Genomic DNA, 24,182 nt, shown 5'->3' with positions numbered 1-24,182 from the left:
TGATGATGCTGACCTTCGCTTCCCGGAGTTCTAGGTATTGCCCCCATTCCCGCAAACGTGGTAGAATATGGGCAAGGGAGGGGAGGCGGCTTGGCTGTGGTCGAGGACGAAACCAGAAAGCAACTGGCTGCTGGCAGCGAGGAGCAGGGATTCACCTTCCGTACCTCCTTTGACCCATTCAACATGATCATGCAGCAGTTGGGCAAGCTGGACGACAAGCTGGGCAGACTTGACGAAAAGCTCGATACCAAGATTGATGACCTACGCAAAGAAACGGATGCCAAAATAGAAAAACAAGATACCAGGTTCGACAGACTGGACGCCAAAATTGACGGCCTCCACCTGGAGCTGCACAACACCACTCGTTGGATAATCGGAACCATCGTTGCCGTGGCCGGGGTAGCCGTGGCTCTGGCGTCCTGGCTGTTCCGGTGAACCATAATGGCCCTGTGAGCGGGCGGGTGGTATTTACTCTATACCCCCGCTTTTTTATCGCTCCTGGAAGCTTATGGCGCTTCCTGGGGCCTGGCTGTAGCACATCCCCACTGCCTCCAGCGCTACCTGGAGGTTATCCCGGTCCAGGTCTCCTCTTCCCGACCTCATTGATATGCTGGTCAAGGGGGCCCGGTAAAATGAAAGGCGGGGTCCCGTCTCTGAAGCCTGGACCCCGCCGCTAATATTTTTTAAGCAACTTTTTTGCCCCCACTTACCCCAAAATTGGCCTGAACTTGCTGCCGGCCTTCAAATTCAGCGATTTTGCGCGCCACCTGCTCCTGCATCTGCCGCAGTTCCCGCGGTCCTTCCACTGTCTTTTCCAGGAGCCAGTAACATTCTTTAAGCAGGGCAACTAATTTTTGTCTCAACATTTGTCCTACCCCCCTGAGGTGCTGTGTTCTTTTCAATTGTAATTGTAACGCCCTCAGGTTAAGAACAAATAAAGCTGAGATTATATCTCAATTAAAAATAATCCCTGACAGCGGTGGATAAGGTCATGGCCGGCGACAGGTTGGTCGCTGCCGCTGGCCGCCTTCATCTGCGATACTTTAACCTGGCGGCCCGGCGCGAGCGCCGCATGAAGTAATAAGCGAGAAGCAGGATGGGAGGGGTGGTAAGCTGGGTCAGGGTGAAGAAGCCCAGGCCCCAGTGGGGAACAATATAACCCCACACTTCCAGGGGGTTATCCCGCACTGTTTCCTCAACAACGGCCCGTAAAACCTGGTGATAGAAAATAAAGGACCAGAACTGGTAGCCGTGGGGTGGATTTTTGCTCTGGACATAAAAATAACGGGCCAGTAAAAGGAGGCCAATGGCCGAACCTATGACCTGGGCCGGCCAGCGGCCGAACCAAAAATCCGTAGGCCGGCCTAAGACCTCTTGGTTAAAGATGTTGGCGATACGCACGAGGAAATAGCCGAAGGCCAGACCCGGTACCACCAGGTCCGCCAACTGGTTGGCATCAACTCTTTTCCAGCGGGCATAAAGCCAGCCACCCAGGAACCCCCCCAGGAGGCCGCCGTGCCAGGAGAGGCCACCTTCGTAGATTTTAAGTATCTGGATGCGGTCTGTTATAAACCATGTGGGGTAATTGGCCAGGACAAACATTAACCGCGCCCCAATAACGCCGGAGATAATGACAATAATGGCCAGGTTGAGGAGGAAGTCTTCTTCCAGGCCTCTTTTCATGCCCTCCCGGTACAGGTACCAGGAACCCACCAGGAAAGAGAGGGCCATAAAGATGCCGTACCAGCGCACCGCTATAGGTCCCAGGTGAAAGGCAATTGGATTGAGATCTACTAACAAGTTCATTCCTCCACAGTAAAAAAATGTCGCTTGCTACTTGTAGTATAACCGTTGCTTTTCCCTGACGCAACCGCTAAATAATGATGTCGCTTTTTTTGTCGTTCCGCACGGCCACCCGGCCGCCCTTTATGACACAGACCTTTTCAACCTGCCCAATGATAGCTTCAGCCGGGCTGGTAGCATCCAGGAGAACCAGGTCGGCCCGGTCACCGGCTTTAACACCGTAAGCTTTAAGGCCAATGGCGGCCGCGGCGTTATAGGTGCCCATTTTCATAACGTTTTTGAGCTCCAGGGGCGTTCCCATCTGCAGTACCTGGGCGGTAATCAGGGCCTCCTCCAGCATATTGGCGTTCCCAAAGGGGCGGAAGGCATCGCGGATGTTGTCGGAAGCATAGGCTACATTTACTCCCGCTGCCTGGAGCTCCCTGACCCTGGTAACCCCGCGTCGCACCAGGCCCTTATCCCGGCGGCCCATGAGGTAGAGATTGCAAGATGGTAAAGTAATAACGCTGATGCCCGCCTCTTTCACGGCGGCAATGGTCCGGATAGCCTTCTCCTCGTCCACAGCCGCCAGGCCGCAGCAGTGACCGGCCACCACCCGGCCCTGGAAGCCGGTCTGGATGGTTTTAGCCGCTATATAATCCAGGGAGGCAACCGAAGGAGCATCCGTCTCATCAACGTGGAAATCAATCAAGACATTATAACGCACGGCCAGGTCAAAGATATAATCTACCCATTCCTGCATCCTTTCGGACAGGTGGGGGGCACCGCCCAGGCCGTCTACCCCCAGGCGCAGTGCTTCTTCCATGAGTTCCTTTAAAGGTGGTGCCGGTGCCGGTTCCAATTCACCGGGCATGGCAAATACTTGCAGGTCAACTCTCCCGGCAAATTCTTCCTTGAGTTCCAGGGCCGCTTCCACACCTCGCAGGCCCAGGGCTTCGTTGACGGTAATATGGGTGCGCATGGTGGCCGTCCCATGGCGCAGAGCCATTTTAAGCACCCGGCGGCCGCGGTCGATAAAATCATTTTTATCCATTTTGCGGCTGCGCCGCTGGAAATCCTCAATGGCTTCGGCCAGGGAGCCTGCGCCTTCCTGGGGCGCCGTCAGGGCCTTGTCCAGGTGGGTATGGGCATCGACAAAGGCCGGTATCAGGAGTCTCCCTGCCGCATCGACCATTTGCCGGGCCGAGCCGGCCACTCCTCCCCCGGCGGCAACAATGTATCCGTCTTTAATGGCTACATCAACAGTTCCCGGCTCATCCATGAGCCGCGCGCGCCTGATTAACAAATCATTCAATTTTTATCTTCCTTCCTGATAATTATATTGGTTTATATTTAACCCAATCTTAATCCTACCACAGGAAAATTTAACGGTCAATAAACAAGGATTCTCTTGTTTTATGCCGAATATGCCAGAGATTTTGGTAAATTATGGTCCGGTATCAGGAACGGTGTTACGTTTATTTTATTTGGATTTTAATGTGTCACCGGGCTCCCATCAGGGAGATGGTATGTAAAAAGCGCCGGAATTGCCCGGCGCTTTTGTTTTAAGCCTTAGTCTGTTCTTTCTGGCATCCCAGGTTGGGGTAAAAGAGGGTCCGCTTTTCCCAGGTCCGCAGGATGACCTGGTCGTCATTGCAGGCCAGCACATACTGTGGTAAAATGGGCGTCTTGCCCAGCCCGTGGGGTGCGTTGATTATATAGGTAGGTACGGCCAGGCCGGAAGTATAACCGCGCAGCTGCTCCATTATTTCCACGCCTTCCTCAATGGAAGTGATAAAGTGAGTCGTCCCTTTAACCGGCTTGGCGTGGAAGATATAATAGGGCCGTACCCGGATTTTCAACAGTTCCTGGTTGAGCTTCCTCATAACAAAGGGATGGTTATTGATGCCCTTTAATAAAACCGCCTGGTTTCCCAGGACCACCCCGGCCTGCACCAGGCGATCGCAGGCCGCTTTCGCTGCCGCCGTAACCTCCCGGGGGTGGTTAAACTGGGTATTAAGGTAAATCGGCGGGTGCTTGGCCAGTACCCGGCATAATTCCGCCGTAATACGCTGAGGCAAAGTAACCGGCACCCGGGTGCCCAGGCGCTTAATCTCCACATGAGGTATATTATCCAGTTCCGTTAACAGCCAGTCGATTGTGGCGTCACTCAGCATTAAAGCGTCGCCGCCGGTGATCAGGACATCGCGTATTTCTTTGTTGCGGCGAATATACTCCAGGGCCCGCTCCAGCTCCCGGCGGCTGCGGCTCCGGTCAACTTCACCGATATTGCGGCGCCGCTGGCAGTGGCGGCAGTACATGGCACACTGGTTGGTGACGTTAATAATCAAGCGGTCGGGGTAACGCCGGGTAATGGCCGGTGCCGGTGACGTCAGCTCCTCATCCATGGGGTCGAGTACCCCGACCTTATCCTCCAACTCGGCGGCACTGGGTAAGGCCTGCCGCCGGATGGGGCAGCTGGCATCTTTGCCCATGAGAGAAAGATAATAGGGCGAAACGGCCCAGCGGTAGGTACGCTCGACCCGCTTGATGGCTTCCTTTTCCGCTTCGGTTAAGGGAATTAATTCCCCCAGGACGTCAACCGAGGTAATCCGATGCTGCAATTGCCAGCGCCAGTCTTGCCAGTCATCTTCACTGGCACCAAAATAGGCCATAATCCGCTGCCGGCTGGCTTCAATCTCCGCTGCGACTTCCAAACCGCTGGGGATGGCATCTCTGGCGTCCAGGTAATCAATAATCCTGGCCTTTAACTCAGCTGCCCTTTGCAATGCAATTTCCCTTTTGGCTTCTCTACTCATCAGCTTCCCTTTGTTTGGACAGACACTCACGAGTTTCTACCTCCCTTCCTGTTATAAAATAAAACCCCGGCCTGAACCGGGGTTTTGGGTACAAGAAATTAAAGGGGTACGATGCCTCTTTCACTTTCCACGCTTACGAAGTTAGCTGCCGGGTTCGGGTCGAAAGCTAACCCTACCCCGCACTCAGTTTCTCTTCCGTTGCTCCTTTGCTTTATCCAAAATTTCCTTTAGGATAACGGGATTTTAGGGAAGACGTAAAGACTACTGAGCGCGGGGATTCACCCCAAAAGACTGGTTCCCCCGTTCCCTGAAAAGGGATTCAGCGCTCTGCTTTTATTCATTTGTTCTAAATAATTTTAACACAAGATACGGGATTTGTCAAACTTATTCTTTTCCATTTCTTACCATTAGCCGGTACCAGCAATAATAGATAGAACCGGCGGTAACCGCCAGGAATGCCAGGACCAGTAGGATATCCATCCACCAGGTGGCGTAGCGGCGGTAAAGGTACCACCACGCCAGGAGATAATGGGCCCCCTTCCAGCTGGCGTACTGCCAAGCCATAGTCCAGGTAAAGGCGCCCAGGGCTGAATAAAGGGCATAGATGCCGGGATTCATTCCCAGGACACCCGCTGCCAAGATGGTCGGCGTCCTGATGGGGCCAAACCAGCGGGCAAAAATAATTACCGCCGCTCCAAAGCGGTCCAGCCAGTCCCGGGTTGTGGCCAGGCCGTCCGGACCCCAGCCCCGGTGGAGAAAGCGTTCGATTATGCCTCGCCCCGGCCTGGCCCCCAGCCAGTAACCTATCAAGTTGCCCAGGAGATTGCCGGCGCTGCCGACCGTCACTGCCCCCCAAAAGTTCATCTCCCCGCGCTCGATTAAATAACCGGCGGCCAGGAAGACCGGCTCAAAGGGGATGCCCGGGACACCCATACCTTCAACGACCAGCAGGCCAAAGAGAGCCATATAGACATGGACGGCCGTCACTGCTCTGCCCTGCCTGCCGCCCGGTAACGGGCCACCACCGTCCGGGCGCCGTAAACCTGCTGGCCCACCCGGACGGCAAACTCTACATCATCCTTGAAGATAACCAGGTCTACCTGGGAACCACGTTCGATAAAGGAGACCTTCTGGCCCCGGGTAACGGCCTGGCCGGGAGTGATAAAACATTTGATCTTATTGACAAACTTATCGGCAATCTCCACCATGGCCAGCTGCACGTCACGGCCCCTTAAGAAGATGGTCAATCGTTCATTTACCAGGCGGTAGCGGTGGCTGAAAAGATCTACCGCCCGCCGGAGATAGGTGAGGCGAATATATTCCCACAGGTCGACCATGGGCAAATTCACCCTGGCCTGGGTATGGACCATATTCTCCACCCGGGCATCAATGGGAGCATAGTTAAAATGGACATCCAGGGGAGACATATAGATACCAACGATCCAGCCCCTGTTACTAAGGCCCTGAGCTTTCATTATTTCCTCAATGGGAATGGGCCGGCCCAGTTTCTCCGCTACCACCCGGCCATCGCGAAAGGGCTTGATATAGACAACTTTGCCGTCGGCCGGGGCCAGGATGGCCCCTTCCTCTTGCGGCGCCACCCGCACCGGGTCGCGATAAAACCATACCTTGCGCAGGTACCAGAAGATGCCACCGCCGATGGCGGCAAGGCCCGCCAGGATCTTAAAAAAGGTCACCATTCCGACCACACTTTCTTGATATTATAGGGCATTTTGGGTAAATAATAACCGCAAAAGCCGGCCAGCATCAAGGGCCAGCTGACTTTTACCGGTCGCAAGGGCCGGGGCTTCAAGACCCCATTGCGGTAGGCATTGTCCAGGGCGGCATAAGTGGCCAGAGTACCCTCCCGGAGCCAGAGTTCCTTGACGGTGTCGGCCGGGGTACGGCGGAACAGGTCTTCCGGCACCGGCAGGAGCCGGGTTAAGTCCCGGTAAACCGGGCGTAATTCCTCTATGTAACCCTCTCTGGCTACCTTCAGGCGAAGGCCATTATAAACCTTTATATCACCGGGATAATCTGCATCAGCCAGGAGGATGGCCTGGATACACTCCAGGAGAATCCGGATGCGTTCCAGGTCCCACACCGGGTCGAAAACCCGAATCTCCAGGGTACCCAGGCGTTTGGATTCAATAAGATCCTGAAAACGGTAGCGCCTGTCATCCCGTAAAGGGCCGATGGCAAAAGCCTCTGCCCACCGGTAGGACTGGCCGTAACAGCGGTTGCCGGCAACGGGAGAGTTAATTACCAGCAAGGCCAGGAGAGGCAAAAAGTAGACCAGGTTGCGGTAGGCCCGCTCGCGGTCCGGGAAACCGCTGATATGAACGTGCATGCCGCAGATATTGGTAGGCTCCTCCTGGTCGAAGAGGTGTCCCACCGGGACGATCAGGCCGGAGCAGACACCCGCCAGCTCCTGGACCCTGCCGGCAAAGGACCGTTGAACTTTTCCACTCCCCGCCGGAAACCATCGCCGTTGGTCATAATAACTACCTTTATGGCATCCCCCCGGTCTCTGGCCTCAGCGATGAGGCCCCCGGCACCGAGGGTTTCGTCATCGGGGTGGGGTGAAATGACCAGAATGCGGTTGCCCCCGTCCGGAAGATCGAGAACAGGAATATTCCGGGCTGCGGCTGCCGCAGCCCGCATGGTCAGGATATCATAATTCAAGGCTGCCACCAGGAAAAGCAGTAAAAACAGGATCGCTACCGGACGTGTTTTTATTTTTTTGCGCGTCAGGCGCAAGATATAGCCCAGGATGTCTTTATACATTCCCATACGGGCGATTACACCCCGGTACAACCCCCGCTTTTCTTCCTTCATGATATGGGTCATATTGGCCAGGGGTATTTTCTGTACCCGCCAGCGCCGGGCGCGGGCTTCACTGGTGAGCAATACTTCGACCTCAAAACGGCTTTTTTCTGCCCCCACCGCCAGAAACAGTTCTTTGCGGATGGCCCGCTGCCCGGAAAGGTGAGGAGCCACCACCTGGGCCAGATCCGTAAGCGACCTCCCCCGGCTGAAGATGCCTACCGTCATATCCGCGCTGTCGGTCAGCAAAGGGGCAACCAGGGCCTCGACGTGGGCTGCCGTCAGCCCCTCCAGATCGGCATCCAGGAAAAGCAGAATGTCTTCCCGGGCTGCACGGGCACCGACGGTCATGGCCGCCCCTTTACCGCCATTGATTTCTAGCTCAATTACCCGGGCACCGTGACGGCGGGCCACATTGGCCGTAGCATCTTCCGAACCGTCGCTGACCACGATGATTTCGGCGATGCTGGCCACTTGTTTTAAAGTCTCAATTACTTTACCTACCGTAGCCGCCTCGTTGTAGGCCGGGATAACGGCGCTGACACCCCTTTGATAGCGACCTGCACCTGCCACTGTTTTTCTCTCCTGTACCTTTTTGTCTATCTCATAGTTCCTGTTTATTTCGCTACAAAACAAACCTTTTCCTTCTAAAATAATATTATTGCCCTGGAATTAATCCAGGGCAACACCGGACAGGTCTTGTCAAGCAATTTTTTGTTGTCCTTTCACCTGATCCTCTCCAGCTCTTAGTTTCCGGTACCAGCGGGCATGGTGTTCGCGGGCAAACCTGGCCGCTACCTTACCCGATAGCATGCCGTTGATGGACTCGCGGGAATTGGGGTGACCCAGGGCCAGGTAAATATGGCCCAGGATGACCCCGCCCATAACCAGGGCTCCGGCCGAATGCAGAGGCAGGGCCCAGGCCACCAGGGCAGGAGCCACGCTGTCCCGCAGAAGCAAGATCCAGCCGGTAGCGGCCATTAAAATAGAGCCGGCAATGGTCAGGAGGGAATTGAGCTTTTCCCCGGCGTTAAATTTGCCCTGCTCCGGGAGCTGCACCTTCAGCCCGAAAAATTCCCGGGGGAAAGCGGCAATAAAGCGGAAGTCGTCCTGGCCCCAGGTAAGGCACTCCTTCAGCCATTGCCATGTACTTCGCGGCGTACCAAAAAGGAGGATAATTACCGTTAGGAAAGTAAAGGGATAGGCCATAACGTGATGAATGCTGCGAAAGAGACGCAACCCTTCGGGTCCTATCAAGCTGGCGTAACCCCGGAAGACCAGGGCTGAACCAGTGAGCAGCAGGACGACAAAGGAGATACCATGGCTCCAGTGACCCAGGCGCTCGGCCAGGTTAAAGCGCTCCACCCTTTCTTCAGTCATTGTTGCCGCCCCCTTTAATATTATTGATCACTAAACCGGCAATTACGGCGCCGGCAGCCAGGCCCATAATGGTCTTCCCGCCCGGGTGGACAATATCCTGCCAGATGCGTACGGCACCGGGTTCTTGGAAATCCGGCGGCAGGACGGAGGTATCCAGGTTCCGCGGCGGTACGTAAAAGATGGAAGTTCCTTTGATCTGGACGGCTTTCCTGGCGGTTATGGCCTGGGATAATTCGCTCCCCTTATCTTCCAGGTCACCAAAAATCCTGGCCGCGGCCATACAGGTGTCCACGCAGGCCGGTTTTTGCCCGTTCTCTACAAAGTCATAGCAAAAATAACACTTCTGGACAATATTCCGTTCCGGGTTAAAGCTCCGGGCGTCATAGGGGCAGGCCGACTGGCAGTAGCGGCAGCCGATACACTCCTGCTCATGAACTACAACAATACCATCGGCACGTTTCCGGGTAGCTCCGGTAGGACAGACCCGGGCACATGGGGGATCGTCGCAGTGCATGCACTGGGTGGTTACCACCCCGCCTTTGACTTTGGGGAAAGTACCCATCTCATAACGGTGGACTTTGGTAAACTGCACCTGGGGTAATAAGTCCCACCTGGCCTGGCAGGCCACGGTGCAGCCGTGGCAGCCTACACAACGCGTGAGGTCTACGAGCATACCAAACTTAGCCATCTAAACTCACCCTGCCTTCCGTACCGTCACCAAAGTTTCGCACTGGGCCGCCGCCCCGGAGACAGGCGCTGTAATAATCGGTATCAAAGCGCTGTCATTGGCGCCTTTGTTATAGGCCAGCTTTCTTAAAGGAACACCGCAGCCAAAGCCATGGGCCAGGAAAACTGCCTCGGGATGGATGCCTTCCGTCACCCGGGCCTTCACTTTAACCTTGCCTACCCGGGAAGTCACTTCGACGAGATCCCCCGTCTTGATGCCCAGCTTGCCGGCCCGGCCGGGATGGATCCAGAGCTCGTTTTCCGGCATGATGGCGTGCAGGTAGGCGTTATTGTCGGTAGAGGTATGGGTGTGCATGGGTACATGGCCCTGGATGAAACGGAACTCGTCTACCCCCGGTTCCACCAGAGGCGGCTCCCAGGCCGGGGTCAGGGTGCTGCCGGCCTTGACAAAGGCCTGGCAGGCCAGCTCAATTTTGCCGGAAGGCGTCTTGAGTTTGGTGTAATCGGGTTTTTGGGCTTCTACTTCGGCTACCCCTACCCGGGCCAGCTGCGCCTGGGTCAGGCCCAGGGGAGCCAGCAGGGCGTCGTTATATTGCTCCAGGGTAAAGTTAAAGTACTCACTTAAACCAGCGGCTTTAGCCAGGCCAGCGATGATTTCTTCAGCACCTCTGGTATCAAAAAGGGGCTCTACTGCCGGCTGGCGCAACACCACTTTGTTGCCCGCCGTCATCAAGGGGTCGTACCTTTCCAGGTAGGTGGCTTCCGGCAACACATAGTGGGCATAGTAGGCCGTATCGTTCATCTGGATATCGATGACCACCACAAGTTCCAATTGCTTCAACGCCTCAATAAAGGCCCCGGAATCCGTACTGGAGCGCACCGGGTTCAGGTGCTGGATTACCACTGCTTTGATAGGGTATGGTTTATCTTTTTTGACCCTCTCAGGGAAAACCTGGATCATGCCGTGGGCTTTATTGAGAGGCCATTTCTCGCTACCGGCCCCATCCCAGCGCGGCCCCGCCGCCGCCGGCGGTTTGGGGCCCATGATACTGGATGGATCACCCAGCTTAATCCTGGACGGGAAGGCCAGGCCGCCTTTGGCACCCAGGTTCCCCAACAGGGCGTTGAGGGCGGCTACGGCCCGGGCCGTCTGGACGCTATTGTAATACTGGGAACCGGTAACGGCATGCCAGCCGGGATCGACGGCTGCTGCCGGTTTGGCGGCTGCCAGTTCCCGGGCGATGCGGCCGATGGTCGCCGCGTCTATTCCCGTGATTTTGGCCGCCCATTCAGGGGTATAAGCGGCCACCCCGGCTTTCAATTCTTCAAAACCAACGGTACGTTCGGCTATAAAGGAAGCATCATACAGATTTTCATTAATGATAACATTAATCAGGGCCAGAATCATGGCCAGATCGGTACCCGGCCTGATGGGGAGCCATTCATCGGCATAGAAGGCAAAATCACTCAACCTCGGGTCTACGGCCACCAGGTGGGCGCCTTCTGCTTTGGCGGCAACTATCTTTTGAATGTCAGGGTTTTTAATACCTCCTGTGAGGTTACGGCCAAAGGCAACGTAGTACCTGACATTGCGGTAGTCAACCCCGGGAACGCCGCCGTACATTTGCTCAAAAGCAACGTTACGGCTGCTGTAACAGGTCGGCCCATGGCCGGTATAATTGGGGGAACCGAAGGCAGCCATGAAATGCTTCTCTAAAGGAGAAATAAGCTCCGGGTGAGCCAGCCAGACCAGGGTCTGGGGGCCGTAACGGCCTTTCAGTTCCTGTAATTTGGCGCCAATTTCCTTAAAAGCCTGCTCCCAGCTGATGGGCTGGAACTTCCCTTCGCCCACCCTCTTCATGGGACCCTTCAGGCGGTCGGGATCATAGAGAGTTTTGATCCCGGCATTGCCCCGGGCACATAAACGGCCGCTGCTCTGGGGGTCCCTGGGGTTACCGGTAAGACGCCAAACCCGGTCTTCCCTGACATGAGCCAGGATACCGCATTTAACCCCGCACATTTCGCAAATGGTGGGAACGGTCCGGGAAGTTTCAGGGGCTACTGCCCCTGCCGCCCCCGCCTGCTCCCGGGGAACCAGCATGCCGCCAAAGGTGGCCAGGGCCCCGGCCACCAGGGAGCCTTTCAGGAAGGTTCGCCGGCTTATTCTTTGTTCTAACATGCCCTCACCTCCGAAACTGGATGAATGTTTCCTGTTGGCGCTAACACATATCCCCGCCCTGCCATTTGCCCTCAATGTTACTTTCACAATATATTTTACCAGTCAACATTCCTTTCTCCTGCCCCTCGGGAATGCTCCGGTAAAGCGAAAGGGGAGCTGCAAAAGCTCCCCTTAGGCCAGGAATCATGCGGCCTGGCGGTCTTCTGGTTCATGAATTGTCTAACGGTATCTTCGACGGCCACCAGACCTTTCGATAGGTGCAGGTTTATACCAGGAAACGGAGGAGGAGCTTGCTCCCCAGGTAAGCACCGCCGGCCAGGCCCAAACCGAAAAGCCAGCCGTGGAGGGAAAAGGAAGCGATGCCGTTGAAAAGGGCGCCGATGTTGCACCCCATGGCAATCCTGGCCCCGTAACCCATCAACAGCCCGCCTATTAAGGCAGCTGGCACCAGGGGCCAGCGCCGCGGCCAGTGGAAACGAAATTCCGAACCTGCCAGGGCGGCTAAAAAGGCTCCTCCAATGAGCCCCAGGTCGAGAAGAGTTCGGGGCTCAGCCAAAAACCCCAGGCTCAAGGCCCGGCTGTGGGCCGGCAGGGAAAAATAGTACCATCCCGGCGGCGCCCCGGTAAAAGCCTCCCAGAGCCAGGCGCCCCAGTAGCTGAAGGCGGTGGTAATACCCCAGGGCTGGCCCCCGCGCCAGGTTAAAGCTACATCCAGGACTGCCAGTGCCAGTCCCCCGGTCCAATAAGGCCAGGGATGGGTCCACAGGCGGCGCAGGTGAAAGGGCTGCCGCTGTCTCCCGGCGGCGGTAAAACCCGGAAAGGAACGCCTTTCCAGGAGGTTTAAGCCCAGGTACACCATCACCAGGGCTAGGAGCTGGATAAGAAGGGCCGGCCCCCAGCCCAGCACTTCGGGGAGAAACAGGGTGGGGGAACGGCTGATACTTACCTGCTGCCACCAGCCGAAATCATGGGCTCCCCAGAGGGAGCCGCCGATGAAGGCAGCCAGGACCAGCCATTGCAGCAAGTGCCCTTCGCCCACCCGCATTAAATTGCCGCTGGCACAGCCGCCGGCCAGGACCATCCCCACGCCAAAAAGGAGGCCGCCGGCCACAGTATGCCAGCCTGCCGGGTGAACATCTGCCAGGGTAACCCCTGTCCATGCTACCAGGGCCATCCCCGGGACTGCTGCCATCAAGGCGATGACCACTGCTCGGCTCAAGGATGTGTTGCCAGTAATGAAGGGGTCGCGGAAAGCGGCCACAAAACAAAAGCGGCTGCGCTGGAGGACAAAGCCAAAGCCCAGGCCAAAAAGCCAGGCTTCCCCCAGGCCCGGCCCGCGTCCCTGCAGCCACCAGTAGATAGCGGCAGCGAGCAGGGCTGCACCAAGGGCGTAAGGTTCCTGGGACCTGAGATTGAGCTTAACCTGTTTAGCCAATCGTAACTCCTTTTGCAGCTCTGTTACCATGATACTTACCGCCTTATCCTTCAGGTGGTTTCATATGCTATAATAAAACTGTAACCATCAGGCAGGGAGGGCCGGTCCATGAACCTTAACCACCTGCACGCCTTTTGCACGGTAGCTCAGGTAAAATCCATTTCCGAAGCAGCTCGCATCTTGCACATGTCCCAGTCTTCCCTGAGCTATCAAATCCAGCTCCTAGAAAACGACCTGGAAGTCGAACTCTTTACCCGCACTACCAAAGGGGTGGAGTTAACGCCCCTGGGGGAAATCGTTTACGAATACGGCCAGACCTTTCTCCAGCTGGCAGAAAATCTAAAACGCGACCTCAACAACTGGAAGAGCGGCCAGGAACGCCTCATTGTCGGCGCCAGCAGCAGCATTGGCAGCTATGCCCTGCCCTGCACCATTTATAGCTTTAAAGAAAAATATCCCGATGCCAATATCAAGCTGCTGGTCGGCAACCGGGAAGAAACCATCCAGAAATTGCTAGATAGGACCATTGATATCGGTCTCATTGAAGGGCCTGTCGACCAGTCCGGCCTGGCCACCCGGGGGGTAGCTGAAGATGAGCTCCTTTTAATTGTACCTGCCGGCTGGCAGGGCCCGGAACGGGTGACTTTAGAAGAACTCCGCCGCCTGCCCTTAATCCTCAGGGAAGAGGGCTCCGGTACCCGCGGGGTGATTGCCCGCGCCCTGGCCGGGCAGGGTCTAACCATTGCCGACCTGAATGTCGTCCTGGAGTTAAATTCGAACGACGCCATTAAATCGGCCATTACTGCCGGTCACGGGGTCTCCCTCCTCTCCCGCCTGGCCATCCGGCGGGAAATTCATGCCGGCACTTTAAAAGCCCTGCAGGTGGACGGCATTTCCTTTCGCAGCACCTTTAATATTGTTTACCCGGCCGGTAAACCGGCCACAAGTTTGCAAAAGAAGTTTTTTCGTTTCTTGTTAACTAATAAGAAGGCTTTCTGTTAAACCTTTAGCCAGCCCCCATGTATCTCTTCTTCTGCTTCTCTCTACCTTGAACCCGGGCCAGTCAGGTTAACCCTTCTCAATTACAACTTCCCAGATGCCGTTGGCCACCCCCCTGACCTCGACGCGGTACCCCATTTTTTGCACTGTTTCGGCCAGGGACTGGCTGGTGCAACTGTGGTCACTGGTAACAATGAGAATATCGCCCCGGGCCAGCTGCTTGAGCTTGACCTTTGTGCGCACAATCGGTATCGGGCACATTTCCCCGCATGTATCCAGCCGGTAAACAGCCATACCAGTTCCTGCTTCCATAATAGTTTTATAACGTTTTCAGCTTAACATTAAATTTAGCTCTCGACCTACTGAATCCTCCCGCGCGCGGCCGGCCGCCAATATTTCCTAACTTGCCAGCAGGCGAAAAATGCGTTCTGAAACATTGAGAAAGGCCGTAACAATTTCTGGATCATATAAGGTTCCAGCCCCTCGCCGGAGTTCTTCCAGGCAACGGCTGACAGTTAAAGCCCGGCGGTAGGGCCTATTGGTCGCCATGGCGTCAAAGCTGTCTACCACTCGTAAAATCCTGGCACCAAGGGGTATAGCCTCGCCTTTCAGTCCACAAGGGTAACCTGAGCCGTCAAAATTCTCGTGATGGGCAAGAATAATGGGGGTGCATTTGCCCAGCAGGGGTACGGAACGAACTATTTCCGCTCCCCAGACCGGGTGTTGCTGAAAAAGCAAACGTTCTTCCTCGTTTAAAGGAAGCGGGTTGTTTAAAAGTTCACGTTCTATCTCTATCTTACCGATATCATGGAGAAAAGCGCTGAGCCTCAAGGTATTTAACTCTTCTCCGGGTAAATTGAGATATTCGCCAACAACTACTGCATACTCTGTAACCCGTTCGGAATGCCCTCGTGTATAGCGATCCTTGGCCTGGATGACACTGAGCAGGGTCTTCAAAGTACTAAGCAGGTCCTCACCCGTACTGTTATATGCGGCGCAGAGCTCGTCTAAAACGGAAAAATAAATCTCCGTCCTGTTCTTACGTACCGATTTGGCCCGGAAGAGGGCATCATCGGCCCGGCGAATAAGCTCTGTGGATGTTTTAGCATGAACAGGGTAAGTAGCAATACCCAGAGACAGGGTGATCTTTTGGGCCGGTTGGTACTCTTGGCCAAAGAAAGAGTAATTCTCGACCTCTTTACGAATCTGTTCAGCAACAATAAGGGCCTGCTGACTGGAGTACCCGGGCAACAGTACCGCAAACTCTTCGCCTCCATAACGTGCAGCTACAGCCCCCTCTGGTACTGCCCGGCCAATAATTTCGCCAATTTTCTTTAAAACCTTATCTCCCTCAAGATGACCCAAAGCGTCGTTGTACGTTTTAAAGTAGTCAACATCGGCAAGAACCAGGGAGAGGTTTAAATTTTCCTTTTTAGCCCGGGTAAACAGGTCTTCCAGGGCGTAGTAAAAATAACGTTTATTCCATAAGCCTGTCAGGTCGTCCCTGTTTGCCATCTCTGCCAGCTTTTTAATGGTTTCCCTTTCAATATCCAGAAATCCCCCGATGAGCCAGGCGGCCATAAAAATAATTAAGCTGAGGACCAGATCGGCTTCCAGGGCTTTATTGACCCCTTCAGGAGAGTAATGCAGCAAGTCAGAAATAATAAGGGGCATGACACATAATAAAGAAAATATAAGGCCATATTTTTGACCGTGATTTATAGCTGCATAGATCACCGGGACAAAGAAAAGGACTTTAAAGGAACTGCCGTGGAAGTCCGATATAAAGACGATAGCTATGGTAAAGGCCCAGATAAGAATGCTTATCAGCAAGCTGATGGTACGTGGCGGTTCGCTCGAAGTAAGAACTGTCACATAATCTTTTTTGGTGAGATAAAGTATTCCTGCTAAAGCGAAAACACCCAGGAAGAGACCGCTTACCGGATAATTTAGATACATCCTTTTAGGAAAATATGTCAATTCAAGGGCGCTTAACAGGGATATAGCCATAACAGTCAAAGCACCCAGGTAAAAGAATAAGACATATTTAGCTATCTTCCGGTTCCGTTCTTCCTTCCATTTCATGTTAAACCTTCTCCATAAATTTTAGAGAGGTGATAAAATCCACCTCTCTAACTTTATGTTTTACTTTCTTAAACTTGGAGGTACCTCAGTTTCATACCAATCCATAATAGGCCGAGGCAGCATTTATATAGGCCAGAAAGGTAGCAATAAAAGCAACCGCCGTCAGGAAGACCACCGCCGGGCGCTTCATCCCGGTTTCACCTCCTTCTGCCGGCTTACGCTGGCAAGATAAATAATGGCACCCTGCCAGCTCAGGCCGGCAGCCCCGGCCAGGGCCAGGGTGGGCCGTCGCCCACTTATGAAAAGCAACATTACCGGCACTGTTATCGTGACTCTTACGGCCACCCGGTGAAACTTGCGCCGCAAAGCAGGAGAGTTTATCGGTTTGGCCCGGCTCGTTACCGGGGCCAGCCAGGCGCTGATGGCCAAACTTAAAAAGCCGCTGCCCAAAACCACCCAGCTTATGTGCTAAGGAATTGTCATTTTCTCTTCACCTGGAGGTAACTATTCGACGCATACCGCAAATTTCCTGCCCTTCACGGGGACATTTTTTACCAGCAATGACGCAAGCTGCAGCAAAGGTCGCTCAGGCCAGCTTTACAGGTACGGCAGTACTGAGGCGGGCCGCCACCGGGCTGATGCGGCAGCGATAGGCATAAACTTCGACCCCGGCAGCCGCCGCTTCCCGCAAAGTCCGGGCAAAAAGAGGATCGGTGGCTTCATTGGGAGCAAAGATCAGGGCGTCTTCCCGCTGGATTATAAACACCACCGCCGCCCGGCAACCCCTGTCCCGCAAAGCCATCAGCTCTTGCAGGTGGCGGCTGCCGCGACTGGTGGGGGCGTCGGGAAACAGGGCCACCCTATCGCTGTTTACCAGAGTTACTGACTTGACCTCAACATAACACGGTGGTAATCCTTCACCAGGTAGTCCCGCCTCTTTCTCCCCTCCCACGGTCAACAAAAAATCCAGGCGGCTGGAGCCGACCCGGACTTCCGCCGTTAGCTGCCGGTAGCCCTGAAAGGCCCCCAGTCCGCCGGAACGGAAGGCAGCGGCAAAAAGGCGGTTGGGCAGGCGGCTGTCCAGAGAAATAAAGGTGCCGTTCCGGTGTAACAAAACCACGTCGTAGACAGTTTTCCGCTTTTCCCCGGCTTGCGCCGGGGCCAGGTAAAGCTCGGTTCCGGGTAACAGCAATTCTGCCAGCCGCCCGGGGTCGGCCAGAAAAGCTGTTAAATGCTGCCCGCCCCTTTCCGCTACTACGGTAAAGCGGTTGGGCCGGATAAGGAAACGAGCTTTGATCAGATTTTCAGGCAGCTTGACCATAAAATCCCTCTTCCCGGAACCTATACTGCCTATTCTCCTGTGGTAAAAAGAAAAGATGCCGCTCCTTATGCGGCATCTTTTCTTTTCTGGTGGAGCTAAGGGGAGTCGAACCCCTGACCTCTTGAATGCCATTCAAGCGCTCTCCCAACTGAGCTATAGCCCCACAGCACTGTCTATTATACTGGCCCTTGATATGTTTGTCAAGGGCCAGTTGCATATCTTTATTCTTCCTCATCCAAATATAAAACTTCACCTTTAGTATCATAACCGATAATCCCGGCATACCGTCCCCAGTCCACAAGGGTTTTAAACAGGAGTTCAGCATCCTCATCAGACATCCTGCGGGCAAAACGGCTGATAACCTGCTCCCGCCGCACCTGCCGTCCACGCCTGGAGTTAATTAGCTCCAGGACCTCTTTAAAGACCGGCAGCTGCTGCAGCCGGCCGGCAACTATGTCTTTACGCTTATTTATGCCGGCATTTAGTAGCTGGGAACCCAGCCCGGTCAAGGTAATATCACCGTTGGTAGTTTCAATAAAGCCCAGCACCTTAGCCGCTTCTATGACCGGCCCGATATCATCCAGTTCCATCGAAAGACTGCCGGCCAGCTTAAAGATATCTTCTCTTCCCCGGACATCCTCCAGCATTTCGAGCAGGCCGATGACCATCCCTATACCTACCTGGGGTAAAGGCCCGGCGTCCACAGTGGCTATGACCCCCTATTTAGATACCATTTTCAGGTACCACTATTTTATCATATTATACCAGATCTTAGAACAGGATTCAGCACCTGATCCAAACTTTTATTGCCGGGATTTAGTTAGAAATTAAGTGCATCCAAGGAACAACCTGGGTTTTTCTACCCCGGGCTGCACCAGGCCTTCAGGAGGGGTAGCTTAAGCCTATATTTCCCCCAAAAAAGGAAAACAAGTTTTGGTGAAGAATATATAAGGGATAAATAACTTTATCCTTGTAGTAGAAAGGATGTATTAATGTGCAGATAGAAGACAAGAGCTACCTGGAACGACTTGCTGCACTGGCTGAAAAAAATAATTACATCGAGCCTACTTTATATGAAAAATACAATGTAAAACGGGGCTTGCGCAACAGCGATGGCACCGGCGTGCTGGTAGGGCTTACGGAAATCGGGGAAGTCCACGGTTACATTCTAGATGAAGGCGAAAGGATTCCCGATCAGGGACGGTTGCTCTACCGGGGAATTGACATCTGGGATATTGTCACAAATTTCCAGGCGGAAGGACGCTTTGGTTTTGAAGAAGTTTCTTATCTCCTTCTCTTCGGAGAACTGCCTAACCGTCAGGACCTGGTTAATTTTAGCAATCTCCTGGCAGAAAACCGCAGCCTCCCTGATGGATTTGTTGAAGATATGATTTTAAAAGCCCCTAGTAATGATATTATGAATAAATTAGCGAGGAGCGTTTTAGCATCTTATTCCTATGATAAAAACCCGGATGATTTAAGTATCAAAAACGTCGTCAGGCAGAGTATTGAGCTGATTGCCCGCTTCCCCATCATGGTGGCTTATGGTTACCAGGCTAAAGCCCATTATCATGGAAATCAAAGTTTGTATATTCACCTACCGCAAAAAGAGCTGAGCACTGCCGAAAATTTCCTATACATGATCAGGCCTAACAACCAGTACAGCCGTCTGGAAGCCGAATTGCTGGACCTTGCGCTGGTACTCCATGCTGAGCACGGCGGAGGGAACAACTCAACCTTTACCGTCCATGTTGTTTCCTCGACAGGGACAGATATATACTCCGTTATTGCGGCCGCGGTCGGTTCACTAAAGGGGCCTAAGCACGGCGGCGCCAATATTAAAGTTATGGAAATGATGGATGATATAAAGAACAATGTAAAAGACTGGGCCGATGAAGAAGAAGTTAAATATTACCTGACCAAAATTCTCAACAAGGAAGCCTTTGACAAAAAAGGATTAATCTATGGCCTCGGCCATGCCGTTTACACCCTGTCCGATCCCCGGGCTGTATTATTAAAAGCCAAGGCTGCTGAACTCGCTAAAGAGAAAAACATGGAAGATGAATTCGGCCTCTACCTGACCATAGAAAAAGTTGGACCCGAATTATTTGCCTCTAAAAAAGGAAATGAAAAGATTATCGCTCCCAATGTGGACTTCTACTCGGGTTTTGTGTACAAGATGTTAAATATTCCCGTGGAGCTTTATACCCCAATTTTTGCCATAGCCAGGATCTCCGGCTGGTGTGCCCACCTGCTGGAAGAACTGGTAAGTGGAGGCAGGATTATCAGACCGGCCTACAAAAATGTGATTGGTAAAAGAAAGTATATTCCCCTGGAGCAAAGGTAAATTTCCCTGGCTAGCAGCTAAATAGCCGAGGCTTTGTAAAGTTAAAAGGGGGCGGTTACCCGTCCCCTTGTTTCTTCTTAGAACAAAAGCGAGTATATTTTATCCGTAACCCGGGCGAAGGCTTCATCCTTCATGTTACGCGGGCGAGGCAGGTCTATACGGACATCGGCCAGTATCCGGGCCGGCCTTTTGGACAGCACAATCACCCGGTCGGCCATGAAGACAGCTTCCTCAATGCCATGGGTCACCATGAGGACCGACTTTACGGGAAGCGTTACATCCAGCCACAGGTCTAAAAGCTCCTCCCGCAGGTTCTGGGCCGTAAAGGCATCCAGGGCGGAAAAGGGTTCATCCATGCAGAGGAGTTCCGGTTCCATGGTCAGGGCCCGGGCAATACCCACCCTCTGTTTCATGCCCCGGGAAAGTTCCCGCGGGTAAGCATCCTCAAATCCGTCCAGCCCTACTTTTTGAATATATTTATTGGCTATTCTCTCCCTTTCAGCCCGCGGGATATTTTTAGCCTCCAAACCCAGGGCCACATTCTCCATCACTGTTAACCATGGCAGCAGGGCAAAGGACTGAAAAACAATAGCCATCTTATCCATAACACCGCTTACCTGTTTTCCCCGGTAAAATATTTGTCCCCGAGATGGACGGTCCAGACCAACAACCATCCTCAGCAGAGTACTCTTGCCGGAACCGGACGGGCCTACCAGACAGACAAATTCACCCTTAGCGACGTTAAGAGAGATATCATTAAGAACTGTGAGGGACCGGTTGGCGTCAGTATAGGTTTTATAAACATGGTTTACTTCGAGTAAAGCCAACCATACCACCCCCGTTAATCTCCTATAGTAAACCTGGCAACAGCTATTTCGTACAGGCGCCGCCAGAAAAAGCGGTTGAGAAAGACGATAGTTGCTACCATGGCTATGAGACTGGACCAGATTATTTGGAAGCTGCCGCTCCCATAAATGGCAGTATCCAACAAGGATCCAATACCAAAAGCAGTGTAAATCTGACCGGCATAAACAACATATTCAGCAACTATCAGGGCATTCCAGCCGCCCCCCCATGATGTGATACTGCCTGTTATGAGGGAGGGTACCAAAGCTGGTAAAACTACCCGGCGTAGATACCTGGTTCCCTGGAGACCAAAAGCGGCTGCTGCCTCTTTTAAATCCTTGGGAATGCTTTTTACCCCGGCAATAAGGTTAAAAAGGAGGTACCATTGCATACCTGTCAATACGAGGATAATAGCTGCCAAGTTCATACCTCCTGTGATCCCTACCAGGATAAAAACAATAATAGGAAATAACGCCGTTGCCGGTACTGAAGCTAGAACTTCAAAAACAGGCGTCATGATTTCATAAACCCGCTCATTATGGCCAATCCAGATGGCCGCCGGGACTGTCCAAGCAAGGGAGAGAATGTATGCTGCCAGTAAACGTAAAAAAGAAAAGAAAATGGCCTTGGGGATGCTGAAGACCTCAGGCTGCCAGGGCATCATGAACAGGGTACCCAGGGCCACCAGACCGCGGAATAGGGCCACGCCCAGCAGTAAAATCATTAACCAAGTAATAAAGTGCCAAATCAAGGTGAGATAACGCTGATAATTAAGCCCCTTACCATTCCAGGTATAAATCTTTTGGTACATATTTTCTATTATAATACTTAAGCCTGCTCCCAATGATATAAGCGCACGCCTGAATTCCCGGAAAAAGGGGGCTTCGTGCCAGAGGCGGTAACCCCATCCCCTGGTTAATCTTGCGCCGCCACTGTCAAATTCATACTTAAAATTTTCGGCCCAGATGGAGAGGGGACGCCAGATAAAAATATTCATCAGAGTTATTAAAGTTATCAGGGTTAAAAGTCCTGCTATCGTCAACCCCAAATCCCCCTCTTCCGTAGTCCGGATGAGGTAACTACCCAGACCCGGTAGAGAGTACCTAGCGGGACCAATAGCAATAATTTCAGCGGCAATAAGAAAATACCAGCCCCCGCTCCAGGATAGAATGCTATTATAGACCAGTTTAGGAATACCGGCGGGAAAGTATAGTTTCTGGAAACGGCGCCAACCCGTCAACCGGTAGGCATCAGCGGCCTCTTTAAGATCCCGGGGAATTGTCGTCAATGATTCATAAAAACCGAAGGTCATGTTCCAGGCCTGGCTGGTAAAAATAAGAAAGATGGAAGCCAGCTCCACCCCCAGGAGGCTTCCCTGGAAAAGGGAGACAAAAAAATAAACAGCGGCAGGGAAGAACCCCAGGATGGGCACTGACTGGAGGATATCCAGGATGGGAATGAGCCAGCGCTCGGCTCGTGGGTCTGTCCCGGCTTTATAGCCATAAGTAAGAGTAAAGATAAAAGAAAGGATATATGCGCCCAGCATCCTTAAAAAGGAACGGAAGGCGTAATAAGGCAGGATGCCTATGCTGGTAACAACTGTTGTCCCTCCTGCCAGGGCAACAGCTTGGTGGCCCTGGTAGGCAAAGTAGGCAAAGGCGATTAAAAGGGCTGCCATAATCATAGTTAAAGCCAGGTTCGTTGCCCGCGCCACGGGGTTCACCTCCCAACCAATAAAATAGTCTTCCCAAGTGGGAAGACATAGAGTTCATCAATAGCCCTATTAACCCCCACTCGTTGAGCTTTGGCACGTGCATAGCTAGAGAAAACTCTCAGCCACATTAGGTAAAACCTTAAGCCGGTAATACCTGTTGACCCATTGGCGTCTTTCGACGTTTCCGGGCAGTGGCGTCTGTCTATGCAGAAGCCTCACCTAACGAAGGATTGTGAAATAACAAATTTTCGCCGTTACATTCATTATAAATATGCTTTTTTTAAGTGTCAAGGCTGGGGAGGCTCTATAATAAAAAGTGTGGGAGGGGATAGGAAGAGATAGAAGGACAGAGGAGAAGAGATTTTAGAAGTTAAAGGAGGAAAAAGAGGGGGGCACATCCAAATCAAATGTTAGCAAACAAAAACCCCATTAGGAAAGGAGTGCCCCCATGAATAAGAATAGCACGATCACCCTCAAGGGACAAGAGAATTTTGATAAAATACTCCAGTCCATTTTAGGAGAACGGCAGGAACGTAAAGATATTGTGTTAAGGGTGACGCTAGAGCCGCCAGCATTATGCCCTGCATGTAACAAAGGCAAATTACATAAGCACGGCATTTTAAAGAAGAACCGGAAGCCCCAAGAAAGGAAAATTCGTCACGCTTTTTTATACGGGAGATGGATTTTTTTATCCTGGGTTCCTGTACGGTATAAGTGTTACCATTGTCATAAGACTTTTACCCTTCGTCCTCCGAATACCATCCCCTGGGCCAGATTTACAAAACTAGGAGTGCAGACAGTAGTGTATTATGCCCAGAGGATGAGCTTTACCTATGCAGCCCGAATATTACACCTTACTCCTAATAGGGTTATAAGATTACTAGACAAGTATATCCAGTCCGGTCTTCCAGCAGATGATACTCAAGAGCCCATAGTCTTAACCTTAGATGAACTGTCCTTTAGCGGGAATGATTATGTATGCGTAGTAGGGCGCCTGGAACCGGATAAGAGGCCTTTGACGATTTTGGGTGATGACAGGAAAGCAACTATAAAGGCTTACCTGGAGGGGCTCAAAAAAGCCGGGGTTAAAGTAGAAGCAGTAGTAATTGACATGAAAGACTCCTGGCGCAAGTTAATAAAAGCAATCTTTCCTTCAGCCAGGATAATAGTAGACCCTTTCCATGTAATTCAGGATGCCAACCGTCGCTTAAATGAAGCACGCAAGATAGAGCAAGAAGCAGGCAAGGAGAATATACCTCGCCTACCCTTGCTCAAGGCTAAAGAAAAACTTACTTCCAGACAACAACAGCAGCTAGAAGAAATTAAGAATAAATACCCGTCCCTCTATGAACTATACCAGCTAAAAGAAGATTTAAGACAAATCATAAAGATGGACCGGGTTGAAGAGGCAGAAATTGCCTTAAGCCGTTGGCTTATAAATGCAGAATGCGCTGAAAATGTAGAGGGACGGGTATGGGCTCGTACTATTAAGTTCTGGAGGTCAGAAATATTAAACCTGGTTAGATACACCCAGCAAGGCCGCCGGTACACCAATGGTTATATAGAAGGCAAGAATACTTTAAGCAAAATGCTGAAACGATTAAGTTTTGGTTTTAGGAATCGTAATCATTTCATCAAGAAAATTTTCCTGGGATGTTGCCCTCAAAATTTAATCCCACAACTATTGACATAGAGCCGGCTGGGGATGGGAGGTATTTTTACATTCCCGGCGAATATTTAAAGAAGGTTTTTAAGGTTTTTG

The 24,182-nt window shown here is 52.6% G+C and carries 23 protein-coding genes, 1 tRNA gene and 2 riboswitches; of the genes, 4 read left to right on the top strand and 20 right to left on the bottom strand.

Features of this window, described 5'->3' with window-relative positions; translation table 11 throughout:
- Positions 1-90 precede the first annotated feature (90 nt).
- Positions 91-435, top strand: a complete 345-nt coding sequence (locus tag E308F_RS06100) for a hypothetical protein (protein WP_141263989.1) — start codon at positions 91-93, stop codon at positions 433-435.
- Between the two features lie 248 nt (positions 436-683).
- Here the strand turns inward: E308F_RS06100 and E308F_RS06095 are convergent, their stop codons facing one another.
- From E308F_RS06095 to E308F_RS06040, 12 genes are all read right to left on the bottom strand, one after another.
- Positions 684-866: a hypothetical protein gene (locus tag E308F_RS06095; protein ID WP_141263988.1), complete on the bottom strand. Its 183-nt coding sequence runs from the start codon at positions 864-866 to the stop codon at positions 684-686.
- 163 nt (positions 867-1,029) lie between these two features.
- Positions 1,030-1,806, bottom strand: a complete 777-nt coding sequence (locus E308F_RS06090) for a prolipoprotein diacylglyceryl transferase (RefSeq protein ID WP_172613430.1) — start codon at positions 1,804-1,806, stop codon at positions 1,030-1,032.
- A gap of 67 nt (positions 1,807-1,873) precedes the next feature.
- Positions 1,874-3,097, bottom strand: coding sequence for an amidohydrolase family protein (locus E308F_RS06085; RefSeq protein WP_141263987.1), 1,224 nt, complete (start codon positions 3,095-3,097; stop codon positions 1,874-1,876).
- A 250-nt stretch (positions 3,098-3,347) separates the two neighbouring features.
- Positions 3,348-4,601 carry a glutamate 2,3-aminomutase gene (eam, locus tag E308F_RS06080; protein ID WP_141264126.1) on the bottom strand — a complete coding sequence of 418 codons (1,254 nt, stop codon included), beginning with the start codon at positions 4,599-4,601 and terminating at the stop codon, positions 3,348-3,350.
- 116 nt (positions 4,602-4,717) lie between these two features.
- Positions 4,718-4,936, bottom strand: a riboswitch (cyclic di-AMP (ydaO/yuaA leader).
- A gap of 49 nt (positions 4,937-4,985) precedes the next feature.
- Positions 4,986-5,588: a DedA family protein gene (locus E308F_RS06075; protein ID WP_141263986.1), complete on the bottom strand. Its 603-nt coding sequence runs from the start codon at positions 5,586-5,588 to the stop codon at positions 4,986-4,988.
- The gene (locus E308F_RS06070) at positions 5,585-6,301 is read right to left on the bottom strand and encodes a phosphatidylserine decarboxylase (protein ID WP_141263985.1); all 717 of its coding nucleotides are present in this window, start codon (positions 6,299-6,301) and stop codon (positions 5,585-5,587) included. The genes E308F_RS06075 and E308F_RS06070 overlap by 4 nt, the downstream gene beginning before the upstream one ends.
- Positions 6,295-6,996, bottom strand: coding sequence for a hypothetical protein (locus E308F_RS06065; RefSeq protein ID WP_216364462.1), 702 nt, complete (start codon positions 6,994-6,996; stop codon positions 6,295-6,297). The genes E308F_RS06070 and E308F_RS06065 overlap by 7 nt, the downstream gene beginning before the upstream one ends.
- Before the next feature lie 8 nt (positions 6,997-7,004).
- Positions 7,005-8,000 (bottom strand): glycosyltransferase, encoded by a 996-nt coding sequence (locus E308F_RS16495; RefSeq protein WP_141263984.1) that lies wholly within the window; start codon positions 7,998-8,000, stop codon positions 7,005-7,007.
- A gap of 129 nt (positions 8,001-8,129) precedes the next feature.
- Entirely contained in the window at positions 8,130-8,807 is a 678-nt protein-coding gene (locus E308F_RS06055) for a formate dehydrogenase subunit gamma (protein ID WP_141263983.1), read from the bottom strand.
- Positions 8,800-9,495 (bottom strand): 4Fe-4S dicluster domain-containing protein, encoded by a 696-nt coding sequence (locus E308F_RS06050; protein ID WP_141263982.1) that lies wholly within the window; start codon positions 9,493-9,495, stop codon positions 8,800-8,802. The genes E308F_RS06055 and E308F_RS06050 overlap by 8 nt, the downstream gene beginning before the upstream one ends.
- 6 nt (positions 9,496-9,501) lie before the next feature.
- Positions 9,502-11,673 (bottom strand): molybdopterin-containing oxidoreductase family protein, encoded by a 2,172-nt coding sequence (locus E308F_RS06045; RefSeq protein WP_141263981.1) that lies wholly within the window; start codon positions 11,671-11,673, stop codon positions 9,502-9,504.
- Positions 11,674-11,938: 265 nt separating this feature from the next.
- Positions 11,939-13,138 carry a YeeE/YedE family protein gene (locus tag E308F_RS06040; protein WP_172613431.1) on the bottom strand — a complete coding sequence of 400 codons (1,200 nt, stop codon included), beginning with the start codon at positions 13,136-13,138 and terminating at the stop codon, positions 11,939-11,941.
- A gap of 78 nt (positions 13,139-13,216) precedes the next feature.
- Here E308F_RS06040 and E308F_RS06035 point away from each other — a divergent pair, with 78 nt between their 5' ends.
- The gene (locus E308F_RS06035) at positions 13,217-14,110 is read left to right on the top strand and encodes a LysR family transcriptional regulator (protein ID WP_141263980.1); all 894 of its coding nucleotides are present in this window, start codon (positions 13,217-13,219) and stop codon (positions 14,108-14,110) included.
- A gap of 66 nt (positions 14,111-14,176) precedes the next feature.
- Here the strand turns inward: E308F_RS06035 and E308F_RS06030 are convergent, their stop codons facing one another.
- From E308F_RS06030 to E308F_RS06005, 6 genes are all read right to left on the bottom strand, one after another.
- Positions 14,177-14,401 carry a sulfurtransferase TusA family protein gene (locus E308F_RS06030; protein ID WP_062284653.1) on the bottom strand — a complete coding sequence of 75 codons (225 nt, stop codon included), beginning with the start codon at positions 14,399-14,401 and terminating at the stop codon, positions 14,177-14,179.
- 105 nt (positions 14,402-14,506) lie between these two features.
- Positions 14,507-16,192 carry a bifunctional diguanylate cyclase/phosphohydrolase gene (locus tag E308F_RS06025; protein ID WP_141263979.1) on the bottom strand — a complete coding sequence of 562 codons (1,686 nt, stop codon included), beginning with the start codon at positions 16,190-16,192 and terminating at the stop codon, positions 14,507-14,509.
- A 186-nt stretch (positions 16,193-16,378) separates the two neighbouring features.
- Positions 16,379-16,648: an accessory gene regulator B family protein gene (locus E308F_RS06020; protein ID WP_216364461.1), complete on the bottom strand. Its 270-nt coding sequence runs from the start codon at positions 16,646-16,648 to the stop codon at positions 16,379-16,381.
- Between the two features lie 130 nt (positions 16,649-16,778).
- Positions 16,779-17,513, bottom strand: a complete 735-nt coding sequence (gene sfsA / locus E308F_RS06015; RefSeq protein ID WP_141263977.1) for a DNA/RNA nuclease SfsA — start codon at positions 17,511-17,513, stop codon at positions 16,779-16,781.
- Between the two features lie 87 nt (positions 17,514-17,600).
- Positions 17,601-17,676: transfer RNA gene (locus E308F_RS06010), tRNA-Ala, on the bottom strand.
- 58 nt (positions 17,677-17,734) lie between these two features.
- Positions 17,735-18,217, bottom strand: coding sequence for an AAA-associated domain-containing protein (locus E308F_RS06005; RefSeq protein ID WP_172613849.1), 483 nt, complete (start codon positions 18,215-18,217; stop codon positions 17,735-17,737).
- Between the two features lie 296 nt (positions 18,218-18,513).
- Between E308F_RS06005 and E308F_RS06000 the strand changes: the two genes are divergently transcribed.
- The gene (locus tag E308F_RS06000; protein ID WP_141264123.1) at positions 18,514-19,860 is read left to right on the top strand and encodes a citrate/2-methylcitrate synthase; all 1,347 of its coding nucleotides are present in this window, start codon (positions 18,514-18,516) and stop codon (positions 19,858-19,860) included.
- A gap of 77 nt (positions 19,861-19,937) precedes the next feature.
- Here the strand turns inward: E308F_RS06000 and E308F_RS05995 are convergent, their stop codons facing one another.
- Complete coding sequence (locus E308F_RS05995; RefSeq protein WP_253260405.1) at positions 19,938-20,696, bottom strand: ABC transporter ATP-binding protein; 759 nt, start codon at positions 20,694-20,696, stop codon at positions 19,938-19,940.
- Between the two features lie 5 nt (positions 20,697-20,701).
- Positions 20,702-22,420, bottom strand: coding sequence for an ABC transporter permease (locus E308F_RS05990; RefSeq protein ID WP_141263975.1), 1,719 nt, complete (start codon positions 22,418-22,420; stop codon positions 20,702-20,704).
- A gap of 68 nt (positions 22,421-22,488) precedes the next feature.
- A riboswitch (M-box (ykoK) riboswitch) is annotated at positions 22,489-22,654 on the bottom strand.
- A 214-nt stretch (positions 22,655-22,868) separates the two neighbouring features.
- Between E308F_RS05990 and E308F_RS05985 the strand changes: the two genes are divergently transcribed.
- Positions 22,869-24,113, top strand: a complete 1,245-nt coding sequence (locus E308F_RS05985; protein ID WP_141262898.1) for an ISL3 family transposase — start codon at positions 22,869-22,871, stop codon at positions 24,111-24,113.
- The last annotated feature ends 69 nt before the right edge of the window (positions 24,114-24,182 follow it).

It is taken from the genome of Moorella sp. E308F (genome assembly GCF_006538365.1).
Taxonomy (GTDB): Bacteria; Bacillota; DSM-521; order Neomoorellales; family Neomoorellaceae; genus Neomoorella.
Note: the sequence above shows the minus strand (reverse complement) of the source record. Positions and strands in the feature narration are given on the sequence as shown.

Excerpts from the sequence above, each read along its gene's own strand:
- E308F_RS06070 (WP_141263985.1), bottom strand. The coding sequence starts at position 6,301 with ATGGTGACCTTTTTTAAGATCCTGGCGGGCCTTGCCGCCATCGGCGGT.
- E308F_RS06030 (WP_062284653.1), bottom strand. The coding sequence starts at position 14,401 with ATGGCTGTTTACCGGCTGGATACATGCGGGGAAATGTGCCCGATACCG.
- E308F_RS06040 (WP_172613431.1), bottom strand. The coding sequence starts at position 13,138 with ATGGTAACAGAGCTGCAAAAGGAGTTACGATTGGCTAAACAGGTTAAG.
- E308F_RS06095 (WP_141263988.1), bottom strand. The coding sequence starts at position 866 with ATGTTGAGACAAAAATTAGTTGCCCTGCTTAAAGAATGTTACTGGCTC.
- E308F_RS06050 (WP_141263982.1), bottom strand. The coding sequence starts at position 9,495 with ATGGCTAAGTTTGGTATGCTCGTAGACCTCACGCGTTGTGTAGGCTGC.
- E308F_RS06025 (WP_141263979.1), bottom strand. The coding sequence starts at position 16,192 with ATGAAATGGAAGGAAGAACGGAACCGGAAGATAGCTAAATATGTCTTA.
- sfsA (WP_141263977.1), bottom strand. The coding sequence starts at position 17,513 with ATGGTCAAGCTGCCTGAAAATCTGATCAAAGCTCGTTTCCTTATCCGG.
- E308F_RS06045 (WP_141263981.1), bottom strand. The coding sequence starts at position 11,673 with ATGTTAGAACAAAGAATAAGCCGGCGAACCTTCCTGAAAGGCTCCCTG.
- E308F_RS06090 (WP_172613430.1), bottom strand. The coding sequence starts at position 1,806 with ATGAACTTGTTAGTAGATCTCAATCCAATTGCCTTTCACCTGGGACCT.
- eam (WP_141264126.1), bottom strand. The coding sequence starts at position 4,601 with ATGAGTAGAGAAGCCAAAAGGGAAATTGCATTGCAAAGGGCAGCTGAG.
- E308F_RS06055 (WP_141263983.1), bottom strand. The coding sequence starts at position 8,807 with ATGACTGAAGAAAGGGTGGAGCGCTTTAACCTGGCCGAGCGCCTGGGT.
- E308F_RS06035 (WP_141263980.1), top strand. The coding sequence starts at position 13,217 with ATGAACCTTAACCACCTGCACGCCTTTTGCACGGTAGCTCAGGTAAAA.
- E308F_RS05985 (WP_141262898.1), top strand. The coding sequence starts at position 22,869 with ATGAATAAGAATAGCACGATCACCCTCAAGGGACAAGAGAATTTTGAT.